Consider the following 24,226-nt stretch of genomic DNA (forward strand, 5'->3'; position numbering starts at 1 on the left):
TGTCAATCAGCTGACTGTGGCCCCGATCCTTTTACAAACCATTGATCGATTTCATGACGAACCTGTGTCGGCTGTTCTAAATGGATACAATGTCCAGCATTAGCAACGACTTTGATGGTCATCTCTGGTTGCAGCTGCTTCATTTGGTGGGCGATTTTACGAAACTTTACATCTTTTTCCCCCGCTAAATAAAGAATTTCACAAGCTAGCTGCGGAAGTGCCGACCAACAGCTTGGCTGTTTGCCAGTACCACCGTAAACCAAGCTTACTGCCAAGCCAAATTTGTTTTGCTGCAAGCGTCCTTGCCGTACAGCAGCCTGCTGCGCTAAAGGTAGCTCCTTTTGACTAGCAAACAACGGCAGTTCTTGCCAGTAATCGACAAAATCGACCAAAGGCTCCCTTAGTAAGCGCAACGCTAAGCGACGATCGTGTCGCTGTCGAGCGAGTCGTTCCGCTGGATCAGCTAACCCGGGTGAACCACTCTCAAGCAAAAGATGGGTCACTGCCGTTGGTTCCATGACCGCCCAGACAAGTGCGATTCGCGCCCCCATCGAGTAGCCATACAGGCCATAACGTTCAATCCCTATCTTCGCTAAAAGGTGTGCGAGATCCTCCACCAGTAAAGGAAGTTCATAACGCATGGGATGGACATAAATCGATGAGCGTCCATGTCCAATCAAATCGATTGCCAATACATTGTAAGAACCTTCCTCTGCAAAAACCGATCGAAAGCTTTCCGAAGAACCCGTGAAGCCATGCAATGCCACAAGGGTTGGTAAGGATGGTCGATACGGCTGCAGCCACTGGTAAAAATAACTGACGCCATTTATCGTGTCCTTCATTGCTGCGCTCCTGCCTCGCTAAACTGCTGTTGGAGTGCTTGCCAAGTGTTGACCGGATCTTTTTGCTCACCCTTCACTTCGATTATTTGAAAGCGCGGCTGTTGACTTGTTTCCGTTAAAATCGTTTGAAACTCTAGCAAAGAGGTCGGTGTGTGCCAATCTGCCTCATATAAGGCCGCCACTTTTTGAAACTCAAGATCTAACGGAGTACCAAAGAGCGGGACAAAGTCGTTTGGTTCTAAGGTGTTTTGTGACAGAAAGGAAAAGATCCCACCACCGTTATTATTCAGTAAAATGATCGTTACTGGCAATTGATACTGGCGCAGTAGTTGTAGGCCGTTCATATCATGGTACAACGCTAAATCACCAATCAACAAGTAGGTAGGCTTTTGACTGGCGGAAGCAATCCCAGCCACGGTCGAGACAAGGCCGTCGATCCCATTGACGCCCCGATTTCCATACACGCGATAAGTGGAGGAAGTTTTGCTGCCGTAGCGATCAAAAAAACGGATCGCATTGCTGTTTGCCAAAAGAATTTGCGCTTCTTCAGGCAAACATTGTTGGAGCATGCGCACAGCGCTGCTCTCATCCCATTGTTGCAACTGGGGACTTGCAGCAATCACCTGATCTGCCCGCGCTTGAAGTGCTTGCCATTGTTGTTGCCACGCCGTATGTTTGACGATCGGCAACTGGGTGATGGCCGCCACGAAAGTGCTGATCGCTGCTTCGATCAAATAGTTTGCCCGATGCAGCTGATCTTGCCACTGCCCTGATGGATCAACAAAGAGCCACGTCGTCGTATCGGCTGCTTTGTTCAACCATAATAGGACATTTTTGGTGACTGGTAAGCGACCAAAACGCACGACCACTTCTGGTTGGAAGGCAGAAGTCAATTGTGGGAAAACAAGATCGGCTTGACTGATAAATGTTCCTACTTTGGTACCGGCTGTCGCCAGATTGGTCAATGGATCGCCGACGATCGGCCAGCCTAATTTCTCCGAAAAAGCCAGCAACTGCTGCGCTTCTTCGATCGTAAGGCTTTCTCCAGCAATCAGAATACCTTTTTTATCAAAGTAAGGGGCTAGCTGGGTGATCATCTCTGCTGACAGCTCTTGTTGTGGTGCCAGATAGCTCACGTCTTGCTGCATACTGCATTGGCGACTAAAGTCAGGCAACAGCGGCTCCCGTAATGGAAAGTTGATTTGGACAGGGCCTTTCGGCTGTTTTTGCGCTTCGATCGTGCAAGTTGCAGCTTGCCAAAAACTATAACGCAACAAAGCAGGATCGTTTTCTGGCACCGTCATCTCTACCATCTTTTTGACATGAGAGGCATACAAATTCTGTTGATCCATTGCCTGTGGCGCCCCAACGCCCCGCAGTTCTGGTGGGCGATCAGCCGTTAAGACGATCAGTGGCAAGTTGGTAGCTTCTGCTTCACAAACAGCTGGATAATAATTGGCTGCTGCAGTTCCAGAGGTACACAGTAAGATCGTCGGCTGGAGATCAACTTTGGCCATCCCTAAAGCAAAAAAAGCAGCCGAACGTTCATCGACAGCCACCGTACAGGTGATCTCAGGATCACGATGCAATAGTAGCGCCAATGGCGTGGAGCGTGAACCGGGACTAATGACTGCTCGCTTCGCACCCGCTGCTTTTAGTCCTTGGATCGCCGCTAGTAAATAGTCTGTCATGACTGTCTGGTTATTCATCTCCTAAGATCCCTCTCCTCATCGGTTGAAATTTTAACCGTGTTTCTTGACGTTCGGATTCCGCATCTGAATCGGCAACGATCCCACAACCCGCATACAGCGTTGCTTGATTGCCGCTAAAGAATCCTGAGCGGATCGCCACAGCAAACTCGCCAATATCTTCTTGAATACCCAACCAACCGATCGGTCCACCGTACATCCCTCTGCTGGCTGGTTCATGGGTACGAATCCATGAGACGGCTGCTTCTTTCGGTTCTCCCCCCAATGCTGGGGTCGGGTGTAGTTTTTGCACGGCGGTCAGAAAGTTGACTCCTGCCTTTCTTTGCCCTGCTAAAGGAACAAACAAATGCTGAATGTCACGATTTTTGATCACGGAACGGGCTTCTGATTGAAAGCCGTCAGCTAACAAAGTGGCCAATGCCGTTTCTAAGCGATCGACAACTACTTGATGTTCATGGGTATTTTTTGCGTCCGCTAAGAGGGCTTGTGCCAGTGCCTCGTCTTCTTCTTTGGTTTTGCCTCTTGGTGCGGAACCTGCGATACTTACCGTTTCAAACTGATCGACAGTCGCTTTTAGCAAGCGTTCTGGCGTCGCACCAGCAAAAACATGGCCCCCATGTTCGATGGCAAAAAGATAGGTATTCGGCTGCTGTTGCGCCAACCGTTGCAACACCGCAGCACTAATGATCGACTGCTTCGTTTCTACCTTCATTCGTCTTGCCAGAACCACTTTTTTCAACGGTGTTTCAGTTGAGCGAATGGCTGCCACTGTCTCTTCGACCGCTTGCAGCCATTGGGGCACATCTAGTTCCTCTTGTGCCTGAAAAGCAGGCGTTTCTGCTACAAGACTCTTGTCCGAATTGGCATGCAACCAGCTTGCGACTTTTTCCTGTAAGGCAGCGACTTTTTGTTGTCGTTGTTCCTCGGAAGAAGCGGCTACTGTATAAACGACGCCACACTGATCTCCAGTTTTGCTGACCAGTATTTCTGGCAACGCAAAGAGACCAGCACCTAGCTCAGCCCAATCCTGACTGACTTCTGCCTGTTCATCAAAAGCAAAGCCGCCAACTAACTGCGCCTGAAAAGGTGCCTCTGGTTGATAGTGGGCTTGCTTTAAGAGAGAGCGGACTTCTGAAAAGTCTGCAAGTTTGGGTTGCGAAAAAGTGGCTAACCAACCCAACCCTACTATACTGGTCGTTTCATCAGGGGTACGCCAGAAGTAGCGTTCCCCTCGATATTCTTGTGCCGCTGCATAAAGAGCCAGTAAGTCACACTTTTCTATAGGTTGATACTCACTCAAATAGGTTTTCCCGGCAGCGATCGCTGCCTCATAATTACTTGTTGATTTGCTGTTCAATGTAGTTCACTCTTTCTTCACTCAGCAATAGCCTTTTTAAAACTTTACCGCTTGCTGTGCGCGGCATTTCTCGCACGTGATAAAAACGGCGCGGAAATTTATAGTGGGCGATCTGCCCTTCTAACGTATCCAATAAAGCTTGGAAGTGGATCGGTTGATTTAACGTTAAATAAGCCGCGACAGATTGTCCCCACTCCTCGTCTGGTTCCCCCACCACAGCTGCCTCTTTGACCGCTGGATGCTGCAACAAGGCTTGCTCCACTTCTGCGGGATAGATGTTTTCTCCACCAGATATGATCAGTTCGCTTGCACGACTGACTACATACAAAAAGCCCTCTTGATCAAGATAACCTAGATCTCCTGTGGCAAACCAGCCCTCTTGGTCCCACTGCTGTGGACTGCGATCGTTCAAGTAACGAGTCGTGATCGCAGGTCCTTGCAGTTGGATCTCTCCGATCGGCTGGGTATTTTCAGCAGTCTGGTGGTCTGCCATTTTCCCATCAGTCGCAATTCGTAAATGAACACCTTGCAGGGGAACCCCAGAGGCGCCGATTTTTTCAGAAGCTTTTTCTGGCGGCAATGCCACCACTTGTGAACAGGTTTCTGTCATCCCATAGGATTGAATCACAGAAAGCTGTTTTTGCTGGCATTTTTCCAATACACTTTTGGCAATCGGACCGCCGCCTAGCAGGATATAACGCAACGAATCAAAGCCTTGTTGGGGCACCAAGGGCAGCAAATCTGTCAACATTTTTGCCACCAAAGAAACGATCGTCCCTTTCCCTGCTTCAAGGTCTTTTGCCATTTCTCCAGCATCAAAGCGCTCATACAAACGAACGCTCATCCCAAGTCGCAAGGACCGCAAGAGAATTGATAACCCACTGATATGATACAGCGGAACTGCACAAAGCCAACAATCCTCGCTAGTGATGGCTAAGTTTTTTTGAGTCGCTTCGGCACTTGCTAGATGATTCCCAAAGGTTTGGGGCACACCCTTGGGATTGCCAGTCGTACCAGATGTATACATAATTGAAGCCACTTGCTCTGCTTGATAGATTGCTTCATTAGGAACAAACGAAGGAACAACAGAACCAACAAAAGCCTCCGCCTGTTTGATCGCTTGTCCAAAGGTCAAGCTGCGAACACCCGAAACCGCAGCCTGATCCGCCGCGATCACCCAGTCGCAGTGGGCATCTTGCAATTGGAAGGAGATTTCAGCGGCTGTCAATCGCGTATTCAGCAGCTGGACTTCGATCCCCAACTCCCATAACGCAAGGATCGTAAAGACCATTTCAGGGGAGTTATTGCTAAAAAGAGCTACCCGGTTTGGCTGATCAACGAATTGTTCTTGATAATAAGCAGCGTAAGCATAAACCTCTTTTTGCAAGGCAGCAAACGACCAGCTTTTTTCATGCCAATAAAAAGCTGGTCGTTCTGGATGAAGTTGTGCTTGCCTTTGCAGCCAACTCCCAGTCATTATGGGAATTTAGGGAATTGGTCGAAGTCTGGTTGACGTTTTTCTTTAAACGCGTCACGACCTTCTTTGGCTTCATCCATCGTGTAATACAATAAGGTCGCATCGCCAGCTAATTGCTGAATGCCAGCTAATCCGTCCGTATCGGCGTTCATTGATGCTTTGATCATGCGTAACGCCAACGGGCTCTTTTGCAGCATCGTTTCTGCCCATTCCATCGTTTCATCTTCTACTCGATCAAGAGGAACGACTGTATTGATCCAGTTCATCGCCAATGCTTCTTCGGCGGTATATTGTTTTGTCATGAACCAAACTTCCTTGGCTTTTTTATGACCGATCGTCCGTGCAAGATAGCCCGAACCATAGCCACCATCAAAACTACCGACATTTGGTCCTGTTTGACCAAATTTAGCGTTATCAGCGGCGATCGTTAAATCACAAACCAATTGTAAAACATTTCCGCCACCGATCGACCAGCCTTTGACCATGGCGATCACCGGTTTTGGTAACGTGCGAATCAAGCGCTGCAGATCCAATACATTTAAGCGAGGAACCTGATCTTCCCCAACATAGCCACCGTGACCACGGACTTTTTGGTCTCCGCCTGAACAAAAGGCTTTATCGCCGGCGCCTGTCAAAATAATCACGCCGATGCCTGGTTCATCGCGACTGATCGAAAATGCATCAATCATTTCAAACACCGTTTTTGGTGTAAACGCATTGTGGACTTCTGGGCGGTTAATCGTGATTTTCGCCACTTTTCCATGTTGTTCAAACAAAATTTCATCGTACTCTTTTAAGGTTTTCCATTCTCTCATTACTTGTTCCTCCTCAATTCACATAGCTCTATTATACACATATCTAGTCGCTTTTCGTTAGAAATTGCTTTGGTTAAGGGAATTTCTTAAGACTTCTCCCCCTGTTGCCGACTTTCTGAGATCTTCGGCTATTTCTACCAAAACTCGTGCTATAATCATGGTAACTTTCTTAGAAAAAGGAGCAAAAAATGAATTTACTGGAAGCCTTAGAAATCGAAGTAGAAGCTGCAACAGCCGATTTTGTTCGTTTACGGATGCCGATCAAAGCGCAGCACAAACAGCCTTTTGGTCTCGTTCACGGTGGCATTAACGGTGTTTTGATCGAGACCGCCTGCAGCATCGGTGCCAATCAAGCTTTGGCTCAAGAAGAAGCCTTTGCCGCCGGCGTTGACCTGCAAGTCAATCATCTAGCCGCCGCCCAAGAAGGAACCCTGATTGTAGAAGCTAGTCCTGATCGTATCGGCGCTCGTATCCAAACTTGGCAAGCCACTATTTGGTTAGCTAGCGGGTTAAAAACTGCCGTTGGGCGCTGCACCTTAACGACTGTGCGCAAATAATCCTTTACGCTCCTGCATTGTGCTCACGGGAGCGTTTTTTGGTCTGTTTTGAAGAAAGAGGTCACCAGTCAACGCCTTATTAAAGATATTCTTTCATTATAAAGATATTGAGAATGTGAGCGCGGTTTTTTCGAAAGGTACGTTGTTTTTTTACAGAATAGGGGTCTTTCGTTATAATGTAGCTAAGAAAGCGAGGCTTATTATGAAAAATAACCGATTGATCCACTTTTTAGGCGGCAAAACAAGCTATTATGTCTTAGGACTGATTATCTTGTCGGCAGTTGCTGTCTTTTTGCTAAATCAGATTTCTTTTTTATTTACACCCTTTTCAGCCATTCTTACAGCTATTATCCCACCCTTTTTATTTGGGCTGATCCTTTACTATCTGTTTAATCCGGTGGTCGATAAATTGGAAACGAAAAAAATTCCCCGCAGTGCTTCGATTGCTGGGATCTATCTGTTGATTCTTTTGTTGATCGTCTTTGCTGGTTTCCAGCTTTATCCGATTTTGGAGCAGCAAACCACCGATCTGATCAATAGCTTACCAAGTTTGGTCAGTGACTTTGAGAAAAACGCGACCGCCTTTTTAGAAAATACCCCATTTCAAGATGAGATGGCACAAATTACAGACACACTACAAAATATCACCAGTAATATCATGACTTTTATTGGAGACTATTGGCAAACTGGTGCCGCTGGGCTCAGCAGTTTATTTTCAACCATTTCGACCTTGTTCATTGCTTTGTTTACTGGACCGATCATTGCCTTTTTCTTATTGCGCAACCCCAACAAGTTTTATTTTTCGGTCCTCTCATTAGTACCACCGCGTTTTCGCAAAGACTTTAATGAAATCGTCAAGATCTCTGACTTACAAGTCGGTGCCTTTTTGAAAGGACAAATCATTTCATCCTTGATTTTAGGGGCGATCTATTGGGTCGTTTTTCTCTTGATCGGCCTAGAGTATGCCAGTATTCTGGCGATCGCTGCTGGTCTGCTTTGCATCATCCCCTATATCGGACCTTTTATCGTCTTTTTCCCGGGGCTTTTCATTGCCGCACAAGACTCCACTGGGATGTTGGTTAAGTTTTTGATTGCTTGGTTTGCTGTACAGCTGCTTCATGGCGATTTAGTCGTGCCCCGTGTGATGGGTGACCGATTGAAAATCCATCCTATTACGATTCTGGTTGTTTTATTAGTGATGGGTGATTTGATGGGGATCGTTGGGGTGATTTTCGGAATCCCGATTTATTGTCTGCTAAAAGTTCTTGTCGTTTACGTGTTCCGCAAATTCAAGCAGCGCTACAACCGCTATTACGGTCAAGAGGGCAAATACTTCCACAGTGCCTTCACTAGCAAAGATTACCTAGGTGACGAAGACAAAGACACCAAGAAAAAAGCCTAAAAAACTGCCGCGAATCGTTGGTTCGCGGCAGTTTTTTTCTATTTTATTTCATCTCATGTTCCAAAAAGAAATGATAGAGCGCCCCTAATAAATTGGCGTCATTTTGAAATTTGCAGGCTTGGATTTCCGGCTTCGTCAAGGTCTGCTGCAAAATCGGTAAACTAGCCAGCAGTTGCTGATACTGACGGTCGATTTCTTCCACCACGATCGCTTGGGCACTGATGCCACCACCAATCACGAAGCGCTCTAAGTCGATCACGGCTTGAACATTGAGTATGACACACGCAATTTCTCGGCAATACGCTGTAAACAGCGCCCAGACCTGTGGCTCTTTTTGATTGATAGCGTCAAAAACTGCTTCACCATCCGCAAGATCAGCTAAGCCTAGCAGTTGGGCGCTGCGGCGAATCATGGCGACCGCTGAACCGCTAAAACCTGCCAATTGCTGCAGGGTCAATCCCTGATTATTTGGTTGCTCAGCGTTTTCTGGAGCATCGCTTCTCTTAGTGGCATTTAGTAGAAAACTTAATTCCCCTGCTTGAAAATGTGCACCTTGGATCAGTTTTCCTTCAACGATTACACCACCACCCAAACCAGTACCTAAGGTTATGGCAGCCCCATTTTGAATCCCTTTAAGGTTTCCTAGCCACCATTCAGCTAATGCGGCTGCCTTGCCATCGTTGGTCACAGCCAGCGGCACTTGGTACTTTGCCAGCAGCTGTTTTAAGGAGACTCCATCTAAAAAAGGCAATGCCCCGCCAAACGAGATCGTCCCTGTCTCTGGGTTGACTTTTCCTGGAGTACTAACAGCAATGCCCCGAATGCTCCCATGAACGTCTTCAACGATCGTTTCAATCCCTGTCAGAAATTCCGTAAGATTTTTCGGCGTATCCATCCGTCCTCGTGTCAGAATATTCCCCGAGCGATCAATGACAGCCGATTTGATTTTCGTGCCGCCGATGTCGATGCTTAAATAGTTTTTATTCACTGAATCCCACCCTCTGCTTCTACTGCCCATCGCAGGACGGTTTTGGCTTTATCTGGTGAGACTTTTCGCGGATCAGACAAATAGATTTCTCGATGCTGGAACGTGTCCATCGTTGGACGGATCACTAACTGTTCTTGTTTTAACAGCTCCTTCATTTTCATAAAGGTTTCCGCTTCAGTGTCAAAAGAGCCTGTATGCATCGCTTGCAGGCACAATCCTTCTTCATAGCGCTCAAAGATGAGCTTTTCTAGATTTGGATTGTCTTTCTTCTCTTTGACGGCCAAGAGCTGTTCTTGAAACAGTGTTTCCGTGACTGGTTCTGGTTGGCGAATCATGATTTTGTAGATCAATTCTTCTTTGTTGACGGCACCGTCTGGCTTTGTCAGAGAGGTCCACACACCTTCTAAAGGAAAGACCGTGTATTCAAAGGGTTCATTGCCAAAAGCCCCTTTTTTTAATCCCATCCTGAGTGAATAAGAAATCGTATATAAAGCGGCGATCTCTTCGCTGAATTCAGGTCGATTCGGATTGCCGCTGCCGCTCAAACTGATAAATTGATACGTTGGCACCTCGATCACTGTTGGTTTTTTGGGAAGATAGAGCTCTTTTTCTAGTTTGCGCCATTCATACTTCATAAGGACCCTCCTCGATTTGCTTTTCTTTATTTTACCATGAAAAAGAAGGACCATTGTAAAAACAGTTATCCCTTCAACTGCAATGGGACAACTGTTTTTTTCTTATAGGGATAATGTAGCTACTTGCTGTTTTCCCAACTGCTCGTCTTATGCGGCTTCTTGTTCTTCTTTCAGCAATTTTGTGTCATAAAACTTCGCAAATGGAAAATAGATCAAGAAAGAAACTACTGCACAAACAATGGCAACGACGCCTGCACGCCAGTCTCCACCGGTGCCAATAAAGCCACCAAGTCCAACGGGTGTTGGGAAAGGAATATTGGCGATCATGGGACGAATCAATTCCATCCTTGTGGCAAAATACGCGATCGTGGCGGATGCCATCGGTGCTAACAAGAAAGGAATTGCTAAATAAGGATTATAGATGATCGGCACGCCGAAAATGATCGGTTCATTGATATTGAAAATCGACGGGACGATGGCAGCTCTCCCTAATACTTTCATCTGTTTCGATTTAGCAATGTAGATCATAAATAAGGTAAAACCAAGGGTTGCTCCCGAACCACCTAATGTCACGTACCCGTTGGTAAATTGGCCTGCTAATGGGAAACTCGCCCCTTCAACATTGGCAGCTAAATTAGCTAACATGGTCGGGGTGATCAGTGGACTAATGATATTGAATCCATGAATCCCTACCAACCACAAGGCATGCGCGAGGAAATAAATCACCATGATTCCCAACCAGCTATCCGTAAGGTGGGTAACAAACCCGAACGGAATTGCTACTAGTTGAAAAATATCCGTCCCTAAAACAACTAAAACACCATTGATGGTCAGAACCACGACTGCCACCACAAAGGCTGGTATCAGTGCCGTAAAACTACGAGCCACACCTTCAGGCACTTCTTCAGGCATTTTGATGACCCAGTTGTTTTTTACACAGAGACGATACAGCTGAACGGCAACGACCGCCATCACGATCCCAGTAAAAATACCAACAGTTCCTAAACGTGCGACCCCGTCGGCACCAATCAACCAACCATTGATCAGCCCTTCTTCCACATCATTCATCCGTGTCATTTTTCCGCCGTCAAAAACAAGCTGAGGAATCGACATCAATGTAGCAAAAACACCTAACAACGCCCCATTGATCGGCGTCAGGTCGAGATTCTCCTCGACTTGAATGATCTTGGAATACTCATAGCCCAGAACGATACAAAAATATAATGCCAATAACCCCATGGTCGTACTATTTGCTAACATATACAAATCACTGAAATTCAAAAAAGTCGCTTCAAAAAAGTCAGCTAAAAACGGAAACGTGATCGGTAAAATGTTGAATACTAAAAACATTGAGCCTACGATCGTAAAAGGAATCGACGCCATCCCAGCCGCCATGATGCTACGAACGATTTTGTATTGGGAAATCTTTCCCATCGGACCCATTACTGCTTTTTCTAAAAGTTGAAATAGTTTATTGTTCGATTCTGTCAAATCAATCACCCTTTCTTTCTATCTCTTCAAATTCGCGAATCCATTGCCAATGTCGGTCTTTATTGCGAAAAATTTTCTTCAGTTTTCTGATACCACTCCATGCAAAGACGCCACTTATCCAGAGAACTATGCGAACATACTCGATACTTTGCGAGGTGAAATAGGGGAAAATAACTTCTGTCACTCCAAAAAAAGTCAATAAAAAAAGAATGGCCATTGTCCCCATTTGAAGGCGTAAATACCATGTAGTAAAAAAGAGTTGCTTGGAAACGATGGTTGCGTGGTGTCCATATAAGCGGATAAACTCACTGATCGCTCCCATTGAAAAAAGCAACAGGCTCAGTGGAACCACACGCAGCCATTGCCCTGCCAAAGAAGCAGCCAACAGCCAATATAGGTTAAAAAAGAAAAAGAATGCGACTAAATACCGCAATAGCAACAGCCGTTGAAAATAGAGATTTTTCTTCGTCAGTTTTTGCGACGCATCTCTTTGAGCAACTTTTGCTTGCTTACTCGCCATCTGCATTCCTGTATTGGATCGCTTCTTCAAGGCTACTCATTTTTTGATAAATCCCTAGCATTTCTAGTGCTACTTCTCTGAGGGTCATGGTTGTCATCAAATGATCTTGTGCATGGATCAACAAGATATCGCAGGTAAATGAAGTCCCTGAAGCATATTCTTGCAGCATTTTTGACTGGATGCGGTGGGCTTTGACTAATGAATCATTGGCTATGTCCAACAACTCTTGCGCTTCTTGACAACTGCTGTTTCGCATCTGTTCAAAGGCTTGATGAATCATCGTGCGGGCATCACCGCTTGCTAAAATAAGTTCAAAGGATATTTCTTGAATTTTTTCACTATCCATAGCCTACCTCCATTTATTTCGCACTTTTTTCTAATGCAATGCTTTCTTTGACTAGCTGTGCTAATTTCTCGATCCCGATCGGTATCGGAATATATGCTTGCGGGGGAATATTCACGATTGGTTTGCCGTATTTATCGGCGCTTTTCTTTAAATTGGCAAAATGCATTTTCGTTTGCGGGCTAACTAAATATAAATCATACTCATCCTTAGCGATCGTAGCGATCCCCTCTGAAGCAGAGATGGCATCGATCCTCACTGACCAGCCTTCTGTGGTTAAAAAGCTTGTTCCTTTTTTAGCGATCAACGATGAAGACATGCCTGCTGCACAAATTATCAATACTTTTTTCATTTCACTTCCTCCTTTTATGAAACGCTTCCATTTTGGTGTATCTATTCCTTTCTTCTACCCTCCTTCATGCTATAAAAAATCCTTGAGAACGATTCACTATCTGCTGATTCTTACAGGTAGTAATCCTTCTTCACATAAATAGTATTACATATCGAGTACTTTGTAAATGCAATAAAACTCTATTAGTGATATAAAACATTAATTTCTTTCTGCTTCTATCGTGTCATAGTAGAATAATTTTGTGGAGGGGATTTCATGTTTAAAGATCGTTTAAGACAGTTGCGGAAAACGCGATCTGGTTTAACACAAGCAAAAATGGCAAAATATTTAGGAATCGCCAAAACAACCTATGCTTCGTATGAGCAAGGCAATCGGATGCCCGATATTGAGATCCAAAAAGAACTTGCTGATTACTTCAATGTCAGTCTCGATTATTTGCATGGACGTCCGAATGATTTGGAAGCCCTCTCTATGAAACAGATTCGTGTGGCTTCAAGAATCAATGAGGACTTTACTGAATATCAACTATCTGAAATCATTACCTTTATCGAATTTATAAAAAACCGCCCAGAGTAAACGGTACTATTCTGCCTTTTTTCTCTGGCTAACTTGTGGTGCTGCTTCATTACCTAAAGAAAAAACTGCTGTCAATGTCTCACAAGGAAACATTGACAGCAGCTGAAGAGCCTCGGCTCTTTTTTTATTGTCTTACAGCCTCATTAGCGGCAAAGCGTTTTGAAAAATGTTGTTCTAATCGCTTTTGCCCGGCTTCAATCAAAATGCACAACAGCCAATAGATGATGGCAACTAGCACATACATGGACATGTAATCAAAGGTTCGTCCGCCAACGATCTTGGCTTTTTGAAAAATATCAGGAATCGTGATCATTGCTGCCAAGGAGGTTCCTTTCAGCAAATCCATTGCCACATTACTCAATGCCGGTACAGAAATACGAAAGGCTTGTGGCAAAATAATCAGACGCATCGTTTTCGTAAAGGATAACCCTAACGCATAGGCAGCATCAAATTGCCCACGATCCACACCAGCAATTGATCCTCGGTAGATTTCCCCGATAAATGCGCTGCTGGTCAATGTAAAACAGATGATCGCAGCACTGAGCGCCGACAATTGATAAGGCAAGCCAAAATACAGTAGGAACAACAAGACCAACGCTGGGACGCCTCTTAGAAATGAGAGGTAGCCCCGCACGAACCCTCTAATGAATGGATTTTCCAACATCCCTAAGAAGGTGAGCATGATCCCTAATACGTTGCCACCTAGAAACGAAACGACAGCAATGCCGACCGTATAGGACAAGCCCGACAGCAAATAGGGCAATGACTCCCACATCAACGGCAAATCAAGGGTTGGAATATACATTAGTCTGTTTCAACCGTTTGAATCGCTTGATCAGATTTTACTGAAATATCGGTTTGAAAATACGTTTCCGCAAGTTCTTTTAAACGGCCGTCTTCTTTCATTTCTGCTAAAACAGCATCCACTTTTTCCTGCAATGCCTGATGATCTTTCACAAATAAGAAGCCCGTTTCATTCGGATTAAAGTAGACATCTTCCAAAATTTTTACAGGGATATCTGGCAAAGCAGCGACTGCCATTTTTTGCAAATAGTAATCGTTCAAGATCACATCCGTTCGACCATTCGCAACATCTGTCAAATACTGATCATTCGTTGCATTATCGTAAGTCACTAATTCTGCCCCATAGGATTCGGCTAAGCGCATGTAGCTGGTATTCGGTTCACCAGCAGCTTTTTTGCCATCCAAATCTTCTAAAGAAGCAATCCCAGAGTCATCACTTTTTCGCACAATCATACTATCGAACGAGTATTTGATAGGCGTTGAAAGTCTGAATTTTTCCGCCCGTTCATCCGTCAAACCAAAATCGTTGGCAGCAAAATCGGCTTCTCCACGTGTTAAAGAAGAGACTTGTCCATCGACATTGTACTCTTTAAATGTGATCTCTACGCCTAATCGTTTGGCGACTTCTTTTGCCACATCGACATCATAGCCCACTAGTTCATTTTCATCGTTATAGTAAGACGATGGATACAAGGTTCCCGAAGTAGCAACAACCAATGTTTTGGCTTCTTCTACCTTACTTAGACTGGTGTCTTCTTCCGTTGGTTTGCTGCAGGCACTTAACAGGACCCCCGCAAATAAACCTAAAAAGCCAACCATTGCAACGATTTTCCCTTTTCTAACTTGTTTCATAATATCCTCCTCTTAGTTTCCTTGTTTTGGCAACAGAAATCGTTGCTGTGTTTCAAATAAATAGCCGACTTGGAAAAGTAGATCTTCTCTGCCTTTAGACGCCATAAATTGGACCCCTAGCGGCAACCCTTCCTCGCTAAGAGCAGTTGGCAAGCTGATGGCTGGCTGCCCCGTTAAATTGGCTAATTGAGTGTAAGGTGTCAGAGCATAGCTCTTGGCAAACATTTCTTCGATCAACTCACCCGCAGCACTTTTTCCAAGCGATTCGATCTCATGCAGTCTTTGGCGAATGCTATCGCTTTGTAAGTCTTCCTCAATCAAAGGGGCTGGATAAGCCGTCGTCGGGGTCAAAAAGAGATCATAGGTTGAAAAGACTTCTTCCATTTTTTCTGCCAATTGATCCCACCACTGCAAGGCAAGAACGTAATCGGCGGCAGGCAGTTTTTTGCCATATTGGTAAAGTGCCCAGGTCATCAATTCCATCTCTTCCCGTCTGACCGGTACTTGACGAGCAGCATTGATCTCAGCAAACATCGCAGCTGTTTCGCCGCCATTCATAGCGTAATAAGTGGTCATCATTTGCTGACCATCCACTGGATAGCCCACTTCAACGACTTCATGCCCCTGCTTTTCTAAAAATGCGGCTGCACTTCGGACTGCTTGGATGGCAGTTTCAGACACTTGGCCACCGGTCGGCGATGCGGTAGTAAAAGCAACCTTCAACCGCGGTTTTTGACTCGCTTGCCGATGATGCCATTCTACTTGCGGTGCCTGATAAGGGGCTGTCGGCTGTGACGTCCGCAACGCATAAAACAACTGTTCCGTATCACGCATGGAAAGCGTCAACGCAAAGTTGATGGAAGCGCCTTGCCAGCTGCGCCATTCACTAGGACCCACTGGCATCGTACCACGGGTTGGCTTCAAACCGATCAATCCGCTAAAGGATGCTGGAATGCGGATCGATCCGCCGCCATCACTGGCACCCGCAATCGGAAACATCCCCGAAGCCACTGCCGCTGCCGCACCACCACTGGAACCACCAGCTGAATAGGCAGGATTCCACGGATTACGTGTAGGCCCATACAATGTTGGATCAGTGATATTTTTGAATCCAAATTCTGGTGCATTGGTTTGCCCTAACGGCACAAAGCCTGCCTCTTCTAAACGAGAGACAAAATGAGCCGTGCGGCTGGCTCGTGCTTTAGCAAACAGTTTGGCTCCTGACGTTGCTGGCCACCCTGCTTTGGTTTGGCCGAGTATTTTTAACGGCATGGGTTGTCCCCCAAAAACCGTTTTTTGAAGATGCTGCTCGTAATGCTGGATCGCTGCTTGCGGATCAAATGTTACAAGCGCATTCAAAAGCGGATTTTGTTGATTGACTTTTTCTTCGATCATCGCCACCCGCTCTGCAAAACTGATTTTTCCTTGCCGCAATTGTTCCGTCCAATAGGTCGCATCTTGCATGCTTGCCCCTCCTTTTCCTCAAACCCTCAAACAATTATCTAAACTGTAACACATGAAAAATTCTTCTTTATATAGACTACAATATACCAAACACTAGGAAATCTTTCAACAAAAATAGAACAGTTTTTAAACCTGTATCATATCGTTATCAAACGTTCCCATCTTTTTACTACCAGTTGTCGACCAACGCTTCTTCTTAGCTGTCCCCATCATTACCTAACAAAAACGGCACATCGCCAAACGATGTGCCGTTTTGATTTACTTATATTTTTCTTCCAGCTTGCTCATCCAAAGACCTAACCAAGCCCCCAAGACAAACAAAATAATTCCGATGACAGCCGTTACCCAAGTAAAGCCGCTATAGTTTGCCACCGGAGGAATCACGATCAATATCGTTGAGGCAATAACGATCCCTAAAATGAAGTGATAGACTTTTGAATGATAATGGGTCAATAGCCACTCCATCAATTTCGAAAACAGCAGCATCACTGCCAAGCCGCCAATGGCGATCGGTAGAAAGACCCCCATGATGTCAAAGCTCTTAAAGCCTTTCAACATCGGATCATAAAGTCCCAAAACGAGCAAAAGGTTTGAAGGACTCAAGCCAGGAACCAAAACACCTAACGCGATCAGACCGCCGGCGATCACAAAACCTATGAAATTGGCAGGGATCGTTCCTAAGATATCGCCCATAAAATAGAGGAACAAGAAGCCGATGACCATACTGCCGAAGAACCAAAGCAGGTCGCCGGTTGTCCGTTTGCTTTTCAAGGTCGATTCTTTAGCAAGTGCTGGTAACGTCCCAATAATTGCCCCCGCAAAGCCCCACAAAACGATGATTTGATAGTTTTGCAGCAGCCACTCTAATGGCTTTGATAAAAGCCCGATCCCTACGATTCCCCCGATCCCTACTGGCAGGAAAAAGAGGAGATTCTCTTTAAAATTCTTCGTCAGATGTGCCATAAAGCGCAGCATCCGCTCATAAATGCCTAAGATGGCTGCCAATACGCCACCTGAAACACCAGGCAAGATAAAGCCCAAGGCAATCACCACGCCTTTAAGAAAACGTGACAAAATACTTTCGTTTCTCTGTTTTTCCATTTACAATTGCTCTCCTTAGCGATGGTTTTCACCAATCGTTCTTTTTTCATCAATCCCTTTAACTATACTTGATTGCCAAAAAAATGGAAAGTAATTTCTAATTCCTCATACAAAGGCAGATTTCAAAGTTCTTTCAGCATCAAGAAATCCGTCTGCTCATCATCCCCCATAAAAAAGGAGTGACTGCCAACTCTTTCAAAGCCCATCGTATGATAAAAAGCCAACGCATTGTCGTTAAATTCCCAAACGCCTAACCAGATCGACTTTTTCTGCAGCTCTTTGGCGGTCTCTTGAGCAAACAGCAGCAGTGTTTTGCCATAGCCTCTGCGCTTATGTTCTTTTTTGATATAGATTCGTTCAATTTCCAACCCCTCTGGGGCAATCGCTTCCGTTTGCGCCTCACCCCAGTTAAGTTTGATATATCCTACGGTTTGATCATTTTCTTGTAAAAAATAAAACGCCGACTGCGGATTTTCTAACTCTCGGGTCAGTTTCGGCAGATTGTAGGCTTCTTCTAGATAGATACGAGTATTTTCCTCCGTATTGAAAGGAGCAAATGTATCGTAATAGGTGGATACGCTGATTTCTCCCAATTCTTCTAAATCTGCCAAAGTACATCGTTTGATAGCCATCAAAACGCCTCCTCATTTTTTCAAGCTATTCTATCACATCTCCATCATCCCTTGCAAAAGCAAAAAGGACAGACAGCTTTCCCCACTGTCCGTCCTTTCATAGACTTACTCTTTTATAACCAAGAGCCAGAAAACTGATGGATCACCATCGTACTCGGATCTTCCTCGACCTCACCAGTGATATAGCTTTTTGGTGAAAACGTCATTTGCGGGAAGATTTCTACACCCTTAACGGTTTGTCGTTGATTATTCAATTCTAATCCGTGGTTTTGCAACAGTTCCGTCACTCGAATCACATTGGTGACGACATCTTCCGTTTTTTCTGCCCGGACAAATTTTCGGTCATCGTAATCGTGGTACCATTCTTCCATAAAGGGATGATGCGGCACCGCTCCAATGATCCCAGTAGAAATCTTGGTTTCGATCTCAAAGCCCATAAATGCCTCCAGTGTCAAGAGCTCATCTAAAGGTTTGACCACCTCGATATCGGTATCCATATAAATACCGCCTTCTGTCACTAATGCATACAAACGAACCACATCTGACACAAAGGCCCATTCTTCTTGGTCATAGGCCTCTTTTAGATAAGGACCGAATTTTGAAAGGTCGATCGTTGATTCATCCCAACGTTTGATCTCATAATCCGGACAATATTTTTTCCAGGTATCCATGTATTTCTTTTCTTGTTCACCTAATGGATTGCCGCCAAACCAGCAATAATGAATAATTTTTGGAATCATCAATCTCTCTCCTTTAGTTTATTGGTCTCTTTTAAGTGTAGCTGATTTTGCAATTGTTTCAAAATCATATACACTTTTTTCAGCGAAAGCAGTTGTTCCTGCTCCTGGGCATGATCAGAAAAATCCATTAAAAAAGCACCAGAATCAGCGATTCTAGCGCCTTTTTGAGGGATTACTTATAAATAGCGATTGTCCCGTAAAACGGCTTTTTTAATATCTGCCACCGTTTGCGTCCCCGCAAGCTGCATGACCATCTCCAATTCTTTTTTGAAGAAATCAAAGACTTGTTGAACACCGGTAGCACCACCTAGAGCCAACCCATAGATCACTGGGCGGCCGATCGCCACTAGATCTGCTCCGCAAGCAATCGCTTTAAAGACATGCTGTCCACGCCGTACCCCGCTATCAAAGACGATCGGCGCCCGACCTGCCACTGCTTCAGCCACGATCTGTAAGGAATCAAAGGAAGCTGGACCACCATCCAATTGGCGTCCCCCGTGATTTGAGACCCAAATCCCTTGTGCACCTGCCCCTAAAGCTCGTTCCACATCTTCTTCTGATTGCACCCCTTTGACATAAACTGGCAAGTCAGATTCTTTGGCGATAAAAGCGACATCCTGGGGACTTAATTTTTGTTTTGAGGAGCCGTAAACGGCATCCATCGTTTGTCCGATCCCTGATTGATAGGCCTGAACGATCGGCATTGCCAACGGAAAGGTGAAGCCATTGCGGCGATCCGTTTCTCGATTGCCCCCAACAGTTGCATCTGCGGTCAAAACGATCGCTTTGGCGCCATTGCGTTTTGCCATCGCCAAGATGTCTTTATTGATGCCATCGTCTTTACTCATATAAAATTGGAACCACTGCGGAGCTTCTTGACCACCAGCTGCTCGGATTTCTTCCAACGTACAAGAGGCATACGAACTCGCCGTATAGATCGTGCCAAAACGTGAAACCCCTTTGGCTGACGCTTGTTCTGCCGCAACATTTGCTAAGCCGTGGGCGGCAACAGGCGCCATAATGATTGGCGCTGACAACGTATCACCGCCAAAGGACAACGTTGTGTCCGGTAATTCAATGTCCTTTAAGACATGAGGAATGATCAATTTGTGATTGAAGGCGCGTTCATTTTCTTGATAGGTAAAAATATCCCCCGCACCACTGCTGATATAGCCATACCCACCTTTAGGAATCACTTCCTCTGCCGCGATCTCCAAATCGCGCATATTGATAAAATCGATTGCTCCTTCTGCGGTACTTGCTTGATAAATTTTTTCCATGCCTTTCCCTACTCTCCAATAAGATAACGTTTACATTTTCATCCTACGCCTGATTGCAGGATCACGCAACTCATTCGCTCACTCCTACTCAACACGCTGCTTTTACTTTCCCACTCAAGACAGCCCTCCATTTGAGTGGGCTGAATTATTTTTATGTTCGTGAGAAATATTCTGCCAACAACAACGGCTGAATCGTTGGATATGTCCAGTTGGCAGGCGGCTCTGCCATTACATAGATTGCTTCGATTTCTGAGGTCAATTCATCCTGCAAGTCCGTGATCTGGGCTTCAAACACCAAGCCGTAATCGGTCTCCCCGTTTTTTTCTACACCATAGATAAATAACGGTTCTAGGGTAAAGTGCTTGGCGCCTGTTTCTTCTTTTAATTCTCGGGTAGCACACTCTGTGATGCTTTCTCCTAGTTCTCGCTTGCCTCCAGGGATCTCCAAGGTGTCTCGTTCTTTGTGTTTGACATAGACGAACTTTTCTTGGTACTTGCTGATGATCACGGCAAAAACTAGCTGCTCTTCTGCGATCTTTTCAAGCTCGAATATCGTTACGTTACTCATTTTTCTCATTCCTTTCAAAAAAGCAGACATGCTTCTAAAATAAACAGTCGTTAAATCAAAAAAAGTGCTGATCCCTTATGGAAAGGGTCAGCACTTGCAACTTATTACTCTTCTTCTTCCGCCATGAATGTGTTGAAGACTTCTTCAATCATATCCCATTCTGCTTCTGTTTCGATCTGTTCTAATTCACCTTCAGAACCGTCTTCGTTTTCAATATAAGCGTACGCTTGTAATTCAACGTCTTCTTCTTCTGGTACGCCTGCTGGATAAAGCAAGACGTAGTTGCGGCCGAATTCTTCCGTACCGTCAACCGTTAATAGAATTTCGTATAAGGTTTCATTTCCTTGATCATCGATTAAAGTAATGTGTTCATGTCCTTCATGATCGTGATCGTGGTTATGATCGTGTGTATGTTCTGACATTTATTTTCCTCTTTTCTGTAAATTAAAACAGCTGTTTCCCAGCACCATCTAAATAATTCTGCAAAATCATGACTGCTGCTAATTTATCAATCACTTTTTTTCGTTTGGCACGCGATGTATTCGCCTGTTCTACCAGCATTCGTTCTGCTTGAACGGTCGTCAGACGTTCGTCTTGGTAAACGACCGGCAAACCGAATTGCTGTTCGATCGCTGCGCCGTAAGCCATAGAAGCTTCCGCTCTAGGTCCGATCGTATTATTCATATTTTTAGGTAGTCCTACCACAAAACGTGAGACTTCATATTCTTTCACCAATTCAGCAAGTCGATCATAACCGAAATTGCCTTCATCTTCATTGATGCGAATGATCTCGATCCCTTGTGCTGTCCAGCCCATTGGGTCACTGACCGCCACGCCGACTGTCCGCGAACCAACATCCAATCCCATGATTCTCATTATAGGTTGATCCCGTGATTGCCTAAATAATAACGGATCAGAACTTCCATGATCTCATCCCGTTCGTGACGACGAATCAAATTCCGGGCATCCCGATAACGAGGAATGTAAGCCGGGTCGCCAGAAAGGAGATAACCGACGATTTGATTGATCGGATTGTATCCTTTTTCCTCTAATGCTCGGTAGACGATAGCTAATGTTTCGCTGACTTCTTTTTTACGGCTATCATCAAAATCAAAGCGAACTGTTTCATCTGTAAAACCCATTTCACGACACCTCTCTTTTGTATAGATTTTAGCATATGTTCCTACTATATTGTACTAAACGTTTGATAAAACTACAAACATATGCTTAGATTTTCTCCATTATAACAAAGGTTTATGATGTTTTTATGAACTTTCTTAAAAAAAGCTAGAAAGCGCGATAGACATACTGGTTTTCTGGTGCTTCAATCGTCTTCTCTTGGTCTGCTACCACCATCGGCAAGTCCCGTTTGAAGGGTTGATAGTACTTCGATTGGATCGTCCCTTCCACGTGGAGCCACTGGTTATTTTCTGCCGTTGTTTGTTGCGGTAATTCCACTCGCAAGCCAAAAACGCCTGAATCAGCCACACAATGGATAATGCCAAAACGAAACAAAAAGATTTCATTGGCATCATCTTGATCTGCATGGTACACAAATCCATCATAGGTGATTTTCTTGCCAATAAATTCGCTCGGGTACGTATAGATCAACTCCATGACTTCCAAGTAATTTTCTTCCGTTACCGCAATTGTCTCATCTTTGGCGTAACGTGCCAACGCTGCATCCATCTGAGTGTCATAATCTTCTTTGTTAAAATAAAGACTTGTATCGGGTTTCAGATATTGGGTCGTCATTTCTGGATCCCCCACAGATTCTTCACTTAGGGGGAAATTAAACCCTTTTGCTTCAACGATCGTCGTATCCAAGCTAACGGTGGGGAAAAAGAGACCCACGATGATCGGTAAGGCTAATAGAAAATACGCAATCACTCGTTGGTGTTTTTTCTCTAATCCATGCTGGTGCTCATCGTCATGATGATGCTCGGGCTCTTGTTTGACCCAAAAATACAGCTGGACCAAAGCCAATAATAAAGAAATGATCATGGATAAAATAGCGAGATAGCGATAATGAATGTTGATAAACTGATTGAGTTTGCCCGTCACTTGCAAATACATCATCAATTCAAAATAGCCTGATAAGATCAAAAAACGAACCATTCTTTACACCACCCATGCATAAATTGAAACGACGATTGCGACTAATCCAACTAAAGAAGCGATAAAACGCCCCGAAAAGTACCGCTTCATCATCAACAGGTTTTTAATATCTACCATTGGACCAAAAACCAGGAAACCGACGACTGGTCCAGTGCCGAATAAACTCAACAACGAAGAGCCGATAAAGGCATCTGCTTCGGAACATAGGGATAACGTTAATGCTAACAGCAACATGACGAAGACCGCTAACAGCTTCGTGGAGCCTAATGTCAGCATCAATCCAGTTGGCAGATAGGTCTGCATCGCTGAGGCGATCAACGCACCAATGATCAAATAACGCCCAGTATCGAAAAACTCATCCAAACTATGCTGCAGCAAATGACGAATCTGCCGAAGGAGCGGATGACTGCTCTTTTCCGTTTGATGGTGGGCGTGATCATGCCCCTGATGGTGTGGGTGAGCTGCCTGCTCATTCCCGCCACTTAATTGATTGGCAAGCCGTGTTTTTAAGATCTCTTGTTTGTTAAAATACGCCAGCCAGATCCCCACGACCATCGCGACCAATAAGCTGCCCAGTACACGCAAAAAGGCGAACTTCGCGGAATTTCCAAAGGCAATGAATGTAGAAAAAATCACGATAGGATTGATGATCGGTGCAGTCAGCATAAAGGCAAACGCCGTATACACTGGCACCTCTTTTTTTACGAACTGATTAACGATCGGTACGATCCCACATTCGCAGGAAGGAAAAAAGACCCCCAGACCACAACCAACTGTGATCGATGCCAATTTGTTTTTTGGTAAGAGCCTCTTGACTCTTTCTGGCGTCAAGAAGACTTGTAAGGCACCTGAGATCAAGCAGCCCAATATGACAAACGGCAAGGCTTCAATGACGATAGATAAAAAAATAACACTCATTTGCAGGACAGAATTCGGTAATGCCTGAAACATAACTTTAACCTTCTTTATCAATAAATTCGAAACGCTGGAATTACTATACGTTTTTTCCTTTTTTTATACAACGTTTTTTTTAAAGCAGCCTATTTTTTTAATCGTTGCTTTAGATTTCCCTTATCTTTGAATCCTTCTTACTCACCTAAGCGATCAGCTGCTAGCAGATATTTTGACTTTTCCTCAAGAACAGCGTACATTTTCCATGGAGGAATGACTTATGCAAAAAAATCTACCGATCCAAGAGCAGCTCGCCCAACAACCGTTGGCACTACTCTATCTCTCTCAACCGAATTGCAGTATTTGTGTTGCGGACAAACCACGCATCCAAAAACTGGCACAAACCCAGCTACTCCCCCTATTTACCATCAACACGCTGGCAGAGCCAGAAGCAGCCAGTTTATTTTCGGTCTTGACGGTTCCCGTCGTCCTCTTGTTCGCGAATGGGAAAGAAGTGCATCGTGAAGCCCGCATCATCGATTTCACACGTTTGACTCAACAAATCTTGCGGTATCAAGAAGCACTCACAAGCGTTGAAGAGCAAGATTCCTACGAATCACTTTTTGACCAGTTAGACGAGTAAGATCAGTGGTGAAAAAGCAAAAAACAGCTGTCAGATCGTTGTATATACTACGATCTGGCAGCTGTTTTG

At 44.8% G+C, this 24,226-nt stretch carries 28 protein-coding genes; 4 read left to right on the forward strand and 24 right to left on the reverse strand.

Translation table 11 applies throughout. The features are described 5' to 3' along the window. Positions 1–2 precede the first annotated feature (2 nt). The 5 genes from menH to menB are packed head-to-tail and all read right to left on the reverse strand — an operon-like array spanning position 3 to position 6,200. Positions 3–842: a 2-succinyl-6-hydroxy-2,4-cyclohexadiene-1-carboxylate synthase gene (menH, locus tag IGI82_RS13850; RefSeq protein WP_438842351.1), complete on the reverse strand. Its 840-nt coding sequence runs from the start codon at positions 840–842 to the stop codon at positions 3–5. After that, positions 839–2,551, reverse strand: a complete 1,713-nt coding sequence (menD, locus tag IGI82_RS13855) for a 2-succinyl-5-enolpyruvyl-6-hydroxy-3-cyclohexene-1-carboxylic-acid synthase (RefSeq protein ID WP_438842352.1) — start codon at positions 2,549–2,551, stop codon at positions 839–841. The genes menH and menD overlap by 4 nt, the downstream gene beginning before the upstream one ends. Continuing rightward, positions 2,544–3,908, reverse strand: a complete 1,365-nt coding sequence (locus IGI82_RS13860) for an isochorismate synthase (RefSeq protein WP_438842353.1) — start codon at positions 3,906–3,908, stop codon at positions 2,544–2,546. Before IGI82_RS13860 ends, menD begins: the two co-directional genes overlap by 8 nt. Next, positions 3,886–5,385, reverse strand: coding sequence for an o-succinylbenzoate--CoA ligase (gene menE / locus IGI82_RS13865; protein ID WP_438842354.1), 1,500 nt, complete (start codon positions 5,383–5,385; stop codon positions 3,886–3,888). Before menE ends, IGI82_RS13860 begins: the two co-directional genes overlap by 23 nt. Then, entirely contained in the window at positions 5,385–6,200 is an 816-nt protein-coding gene (gene menB, locus IGI82_RS13870; RefSeq protein ID WP_005228595.1) for a 1,4-dihydroxy-2-naphthoyl-CoA synthase, read from the reverse strand. Before menB ends, menE begins: the two co-directional genes overlap by 1 nt. Before the next feature lie 188 nt (positions 6,201–6,388). Here menB and IGI82_RS13875 point away from each other — a divergent pair, with 188 nt between their 5' ends. Next, positions 6,389–6,757 carry a PaaI family thioesterase gene (locus IGI82_RS13875; protein WP_005228593.1) on the forward strand — a complete coding sequence of 123 codons (369 nt, stop codon included), beginning with the start codon at positions 6,389–6,391 and terminating at the stop codon, positions 6,755–6,757. A 202-nt stretch (positions 6,758–6,959) separates the two neighbouring features. After that, a complete protein-coding gene (locus tag IGI82_RS13880; RefSeq protein ID WP_438842355.1) occupies positions 6,960–8,159 on the forward strand; it encodes an AI-2E family transporter in 1,200 nt (399 codons plus the stop codon). 43 nt (positions 8,160–8,202) lie between these two features. On the opposite strand, the gene IGI82_RS13885 is transcribed toward IGI82_RS13880, so the two are convergent. The 6 genes from IGI82_RS13885 to IGI82_RS13910 all read right to left on the reverse strand — a co-directional run bounded on the left by IGI82_RS13885 (position 8,203) and on the right by IGI82_RS13910 (position 12,488). Beyond that, the gene (locus IGI82_RS13885) at positions 8,203–9,147 is read right to left on the reverse strand and encodes an ROK family protein (protein ID WP_074535512.1); all 945 of its coding nucleotides are present in this window, start codon (positions 9,145–9,147) and stop codon (positions 8,203–8,205) included. Continuing rightward, a complete protein-coding gene (locus IGI82_RS13890) occupies positions 9,144–9,782 on the reverse strand; it encodes a GyrI-like domain-containing protein (RefSeq protein ID WP_159160803.1) in 639 nt (212 codons plus the stop codon). Before IGI82_RS13890 ends, IGI82_RS13885 begins: the two co-directional genes overlap by 4 nt. 147 nt (positions 9,783–9,929) lie before the next feature. Further along, positions 9,930–11,282: a PTS cellobiose transporter subunit IIC gene (celB, locus tag IGI82_RS13895; RefSeq protein WP_438842356.1), complete on the reverse strand. Its 1,353-nt coding sequence runs from the start codon at positions 11,280–11,282 to the stop codon at positions 9,930–9,932. Beyond that, positions 11,275–11,793, reverse strand: coding sequence for a hypothetical protein (locus IGI82_RS13900; RefSeq protein WP_034858949.1), 519 nt, complete (start codon positions 11,791–11,793; stop codon positions 11,275–11,277). The genes celB and IGI82_RS13900 overlap by 8 nt, the downstream gene beginning before the upstream one ends. Then, complete coding sequence (locus IGI82_RS13905; RefSeq protein WP_438842357.1) at positions 11,783–12,139, reverse strand: PTS lactose/cellobiose transporter subunit IIA; 357 nt, start codon at positions 12,137–12,139, stop codon at positions 11,783–11,785. The genes IGI82_RS13900 and IGI82_RS13905 overlap by 11 nt, the downstream gene beginning before the upstream one ends. Before the next feature lie 13 nt (positions 12,140–12,152). Further along, on the reverse strand, positions 12,153–12,488 hold the full coding sequence (locus tag IGI82_RS13910) for a PTS cellobiose transporter subunit IIB (protein ID WP_010749837.1): 336 nt from the start codon (positions 12,486–12,488) through the stop codon (positions 12,153–12,155). 255 nt (positions 12,489–12,743) lie between these two features. On the opposite strand from IGI82_RS13910, the gene IGI82_RS13915 reads away from it, so the two are divergent. Then, a complete protein-coding gene (locus IGI82_RS13915) occupies positions 12,744–13,064 on the forward strand; it encodes a helix-turn-helix domain-containing protein (protein ID WP_005228576.1) in 321 nt (106 codons plus the stop codon). 124 nt (positions 13,065–13,188) lie between these two features. Here IGI82_RS13915 and IGI82_RS13920 read toward each other — a convergent pair whose 3' ends face one another. From IGI82_RS13920 to IGI82_RS13980, 13 genes are all read right to left on the reverse strand, one after another. Further along, positions 13,189–13,869 carry an amino acid ABC transporter permease gene (locus tag IGI82_RS13920; RefSeq protein ID WP_015510210.1) on the reverse strand — a complete coding sequence of 227 codons (681 nt, stop codon included), beginning with the start codon at positions 13,867–13,869 and terminating at the stop codon, positions 13,189–13,191. After that, positions 13,869–14,720, reverse strand: a complete 852-nt coding sequence (locus IGI82_RS13925; protein ID WP_016608817.1) for a transporter substrate-binding domain-containing protein — start codon at positions 14,718–14,720, stop codon at positions 13,869–13,871. The genes IGI82_RS13920 and IGI82_RS13925 overlap by 1 nt, the downstream gene beginning before the upstream one ends. Before the next feature lie 12 nt (positions 14,721–14,732). After that, entirely contained in the window at positions 14,733–16,184 is a 1,452-nt protein-coding gene (locus tag IGI82_RS13930) for an amidase (RefSeq protein ID WP_438842358.1), read from the reverse strand. Positions 16,185–16,442: 258 nt separating this feature from the next. After that, positions 16,443–17,285 carry a DUF368 domain-containing protein gene (locus tag IGI82_RS13935; protein ID WP_015510213.1) on the reverse strand — a complete coding sequence of 281 codons (843 nt, stop codon included), beginning with the start codon at positions 17,283–17,285 and terminating at the stop codon, positions 16,443–16,445. 122 nt (positions 17,286–17,407) lie between these two features. Further along, positions 17,408–17,917, reverse strand: a complete 510-nt coding sequence (locus IGI82_RS13940) for a GNAT family N-acetyltransferase (RefSeq protein WP_015510214.1) — start codon at positions 17,915–17,917, stop codon at positions 17,408–17,410. 113 nt (positions 17,918–18,030) lie between these two features. Continuing rightward, complete coding sequence (locus tag IGI82_RS13945; RefSeq protein ID WP_010749841.1) at positions 18,031–18,657, reverse strand: glycosyltransferase family 32 protein; 627 nt, start codon at positions 18,655–18,657, stop codon at positions 18,031–18,033. A gap of 176 nt (positions 18,658–18,833) precedes the next feature. Further along, a complete protein-coding gene (locus IGI82_RS13950) occupies positions 18,834–19,937 on the reverse strand; it encodes an alpha-hydroxy-acid oxidizing protein (protein ID WP_010749842.1) in 1,104 nt (367 codons plus the stop codon). Positions 19,938–20,088: 151 nt separating this feature from the next. Beyond that, a complete protein-coding gene (locus IGI82_RS13955) occupies positions 20,089–20,505 on the reverse strand; it encodes an NUDIX hydrolase (RefSeq protein WP_438842359.1) in 417 nt (138 codons plus the stop codon). Between the two features lie 104 nt (positions 20,506–20,609). Further along, complete coding sequence (locus IGI82_RS13960) at positions 20,610–20,927, reverse strand: DUF1292 domain-containing protein (protein ID WP_005228559.1); 318 nt, start codon at positions 20,925–20,927, stop codon at positions 20,610–20,612. A 22-nt stretch (positions 20,928–20,949) separates the two neighbouring features. Next, on the reverse strand, positions 20,950–21,381 hold the full coding sequence (gene ruvX, locus IGI82_RS13965; RefSeq protein ID WP_005234242.1) for a Holliday junction resolvase RuvX: 432 nt from the start codon (positions 21,379–21,381) through the stop codon (positions 20,950–20,952). After that, positions 21,381–21,647, reverse strand: a complete 267-nt coding sequence (locus tag IGI82_RS13970; protein ID WP_005228556.1) for an IreB family regulatory phosphoprotein — start codon at positions 21,645–21,647, stop codon at positions 21,381–21,383. Before IGI82_RS13970 ends, ruvX begins: the two co-directional genes overlap by 1 nt. A gap of 145 nt (positions 21,648–21,792) precedes the next feature. Beyond that, the gene (locus tag IGI82_RS13975; RefSeq protein ID WP_005228555.1) at positions 21,793–22,623 is read right to left on the reverse strand and encodes a TIGR03943 family putative permease subunit; all 831 of its coding nucleotides are present in this window, start codon (positions 22,621–22,623) and stop codon (positions 21,793–21,795) included. Positions 22,624–22,626: 3 nt separating this feature from the next. Beyond that, positions 22,627–23,574, reverse strand: a complete 948-nt coding sequence (locus tag IGI82_RS13980) for a permease (protein WP_438842360.1) — start codon at positions 23,572–23,574, stop codon at positions 22,627–22,629. Between the two features lie 220 nt (positions 23,575–23,794). Here IGI82_RS13980 and IGI82_RS13985 point away from each other — a divergent pair, with 220 nt between their 5' ends. Further along, positions 23,795–24,157, forward strand: coding sequence for a thioredoxin family protein (locus IGI82_RS13985; protein WP_438842361.1), 363 nt, complete (start codon positions 23,795–23,797; stop codon positions 24,155–24,157). The last annotated feature ends 69 nt before the right edge of the window (positions 24,158–24,226 follow it).

This window comes from Enterococcus sp. AZ067, from assembly GCF_051715005.1.
Classification (GTDB): Bacteria; Bacillota; Bacilli; order Lactobacillales; family Enterococcaceae; genus Enterococcus_D; species Enterococcus_D casseliflavus.

Excerpts from the sequence above, each read along its gene's own strand:
- menH (WP_438842351.1), bottom strand. The coding sequence starts at position 842 with ATGAAGGACACGATAAATGGCGTCAGTTATTTTTACCAGTGGCTGCAG.
- menD (WP_438842352.1), bottom strand. The coding sequence starts at position 2,551 with ATGAATAACCAGACAGTCATGACAGACTATTTACTAGCGGCGATCCAA.
- menE (WP_438842354.1), bottom strand. The coding sequence starts at position 5,385 with ATGACTGGGAGTTGGCTGCAAAGGCAAGCACAACTTCATCCAGAACGA.
- menB (WP_005228595.1), bottom strand. The coding sequence starts at position 6,200 with ATGAGAGAATGGAAAACCTTAAAAGAGTACGATGAAATTTTGTTTGAA.
- IGI82_RS13875 (WP_005228593.1), top strand. The coding sequence starts at position 6,389 with ATGAATTTACTGGAAGCCTTAGAAATCGAAGTAGAAGCTGCAACAGCC.
- IGI82_RS13880 (WP_438842355.1), top strand. The coding sequence starts at position 6,960 with ATGAAAAATAACCGATTGATCCACTTTTTAGGCGGCAAAACAAGCTAT.
- IGI82_RS13890 (WP_159160803.1), bottom strand. The coding sequence starts at position 9,782 with ATGAAGTATGAATGGCGCAAACTAGAAAAAGAGCTCTATCTTCCCAAA.
- IGI82_RS13900 (WP_034858949.1), bottom strand. The coding sequence starts at position 11,793 with ATGGCGAGTAAGCAAGCAAAAGTTGCTCAAAGAGATGCGTCGCAAAAA.
- IGI82_RS13905 (WP_438842357.1), bottom strand. The coding sequence starts at position 12,139 with ATGGATAGTGAAAAAATTCAAGAAATATCCTTTGAACTTATTTTAGCA.
- IGI82_RS13910 (WP_010749837.1), bottom strand. The coding sequence starts at position 12,488 with ATGAAAAAAGTATTGATAATTTGTGCAGCAGGCATGTCTTCATCGTTG.
- IGI82_RS13915 (WP_005228576.1), top strand. The coding sequence starts at position 12,744 with ATGTTTAAAGATCGTTTAAGACAGTTGCGGAAAACGCGATCTGGTTTA.
- IGI82_RS13920 (WP_015510210.1), bottom strand. The coding sequence starts at position 13,869 with ATGTATATTCCAACCCTTGATTTGCCGTTGATGTGGGAGTCATTGCCC.
- IGI82_RS13925 (WP_016608817.1), bottom strand. The coding sequence starts at position 14,720 with ATGAAACAAGTTAGAAAAGGGAAAATCGTTGCAATGGTTGGCTTTTTA.
- IGI82_RS13930 (WP_438842358.1), bottom strand. The coding sequence starts at position 16,184 with ATGCAAGATGCGACCTATTGGACGGAACAATTGCGGCAAGGAAAAATC.
- IGI82_RS13935 (WP_015510213.1), bottom strand. The coding sequence starts at position 17,285 with ATGGAAAAACAGAGAAACGAAAGTATTTTGTCACGTTTTCTTAAAGGC.
- IGI82_RS13940 (WP_015510214.1), bottom strand. The coding sequence starts at position 17,917 with ATGGCTATCAAACGATGTACTTTGGCAGATTTAGAAGAATTGGGAGAA.
- IGI82_RS13945 (WP_010749841.1), bottom strand. The coding sequence starts at position 18,657 with ATGATTCCAAAAATTATTCATTATTGCTGGTTTGGCGGCAATCCATTA.
- IGI82_RS13950 (WP_010749842.1), bottom strand. The coding sequence starts at position 19,937 with ATGGAAAAAATTTATCAAGCAAGTACCGCAGAAGGAGCAATCGATTTT.
- IGI82_RS13955 (WP_438842359.1), bottom strand. The coding sequence starts at position 20,505 with ATGAGTAACGTAACGATATTCGAGCTTGAAAAGATCGCAGAAGAGCAG.
- IGI82_RS13960 (WP_005228559.1), bottom strand. The coding sequence starts at position 20,927 with ATGTCAGAACATACACACGATCATAACCACGATCACGATCATGAAGGA.
- ruvX (WP_005234242.1), bottom strand. The coding sequence starts at position 21,381 with ATGAGAATCATGGGATTGGATGTTGGTTCGCGGACAGTCGGCGTGGCG.
- IGI82_RS13970 (WP_005228556.1), bottom strand. The coding sequence starts at position 21,647 with ATGGGTTTTACAGATGAAACAGTTCGCTTTGATTTTGATGATAGCCGT.
- IGI82_RS13975 (WP_005228555.1), bottom strand. The coding sequence starts at position 22,623 with ATGGTTCGTTTTTTGATCTTATCAGGCTATTTTGAATTGATGATGTAT.
- IGI82_RS13980 (WP_438842360.1), bottom strand. The coding sequence starts at position 23,574 with ATGTTTCAGGCATTACCGAATTCTGTCCTGCAAATGAGTGTTATTTTT.
- IGI82_RS13985 (WP_438842361.1), top strand. The coding sequence starts at position 23,795 with ATGCAAAAAAATCTACCGATCCAAGAGCAGCTCGCCCAACAACCGTTG.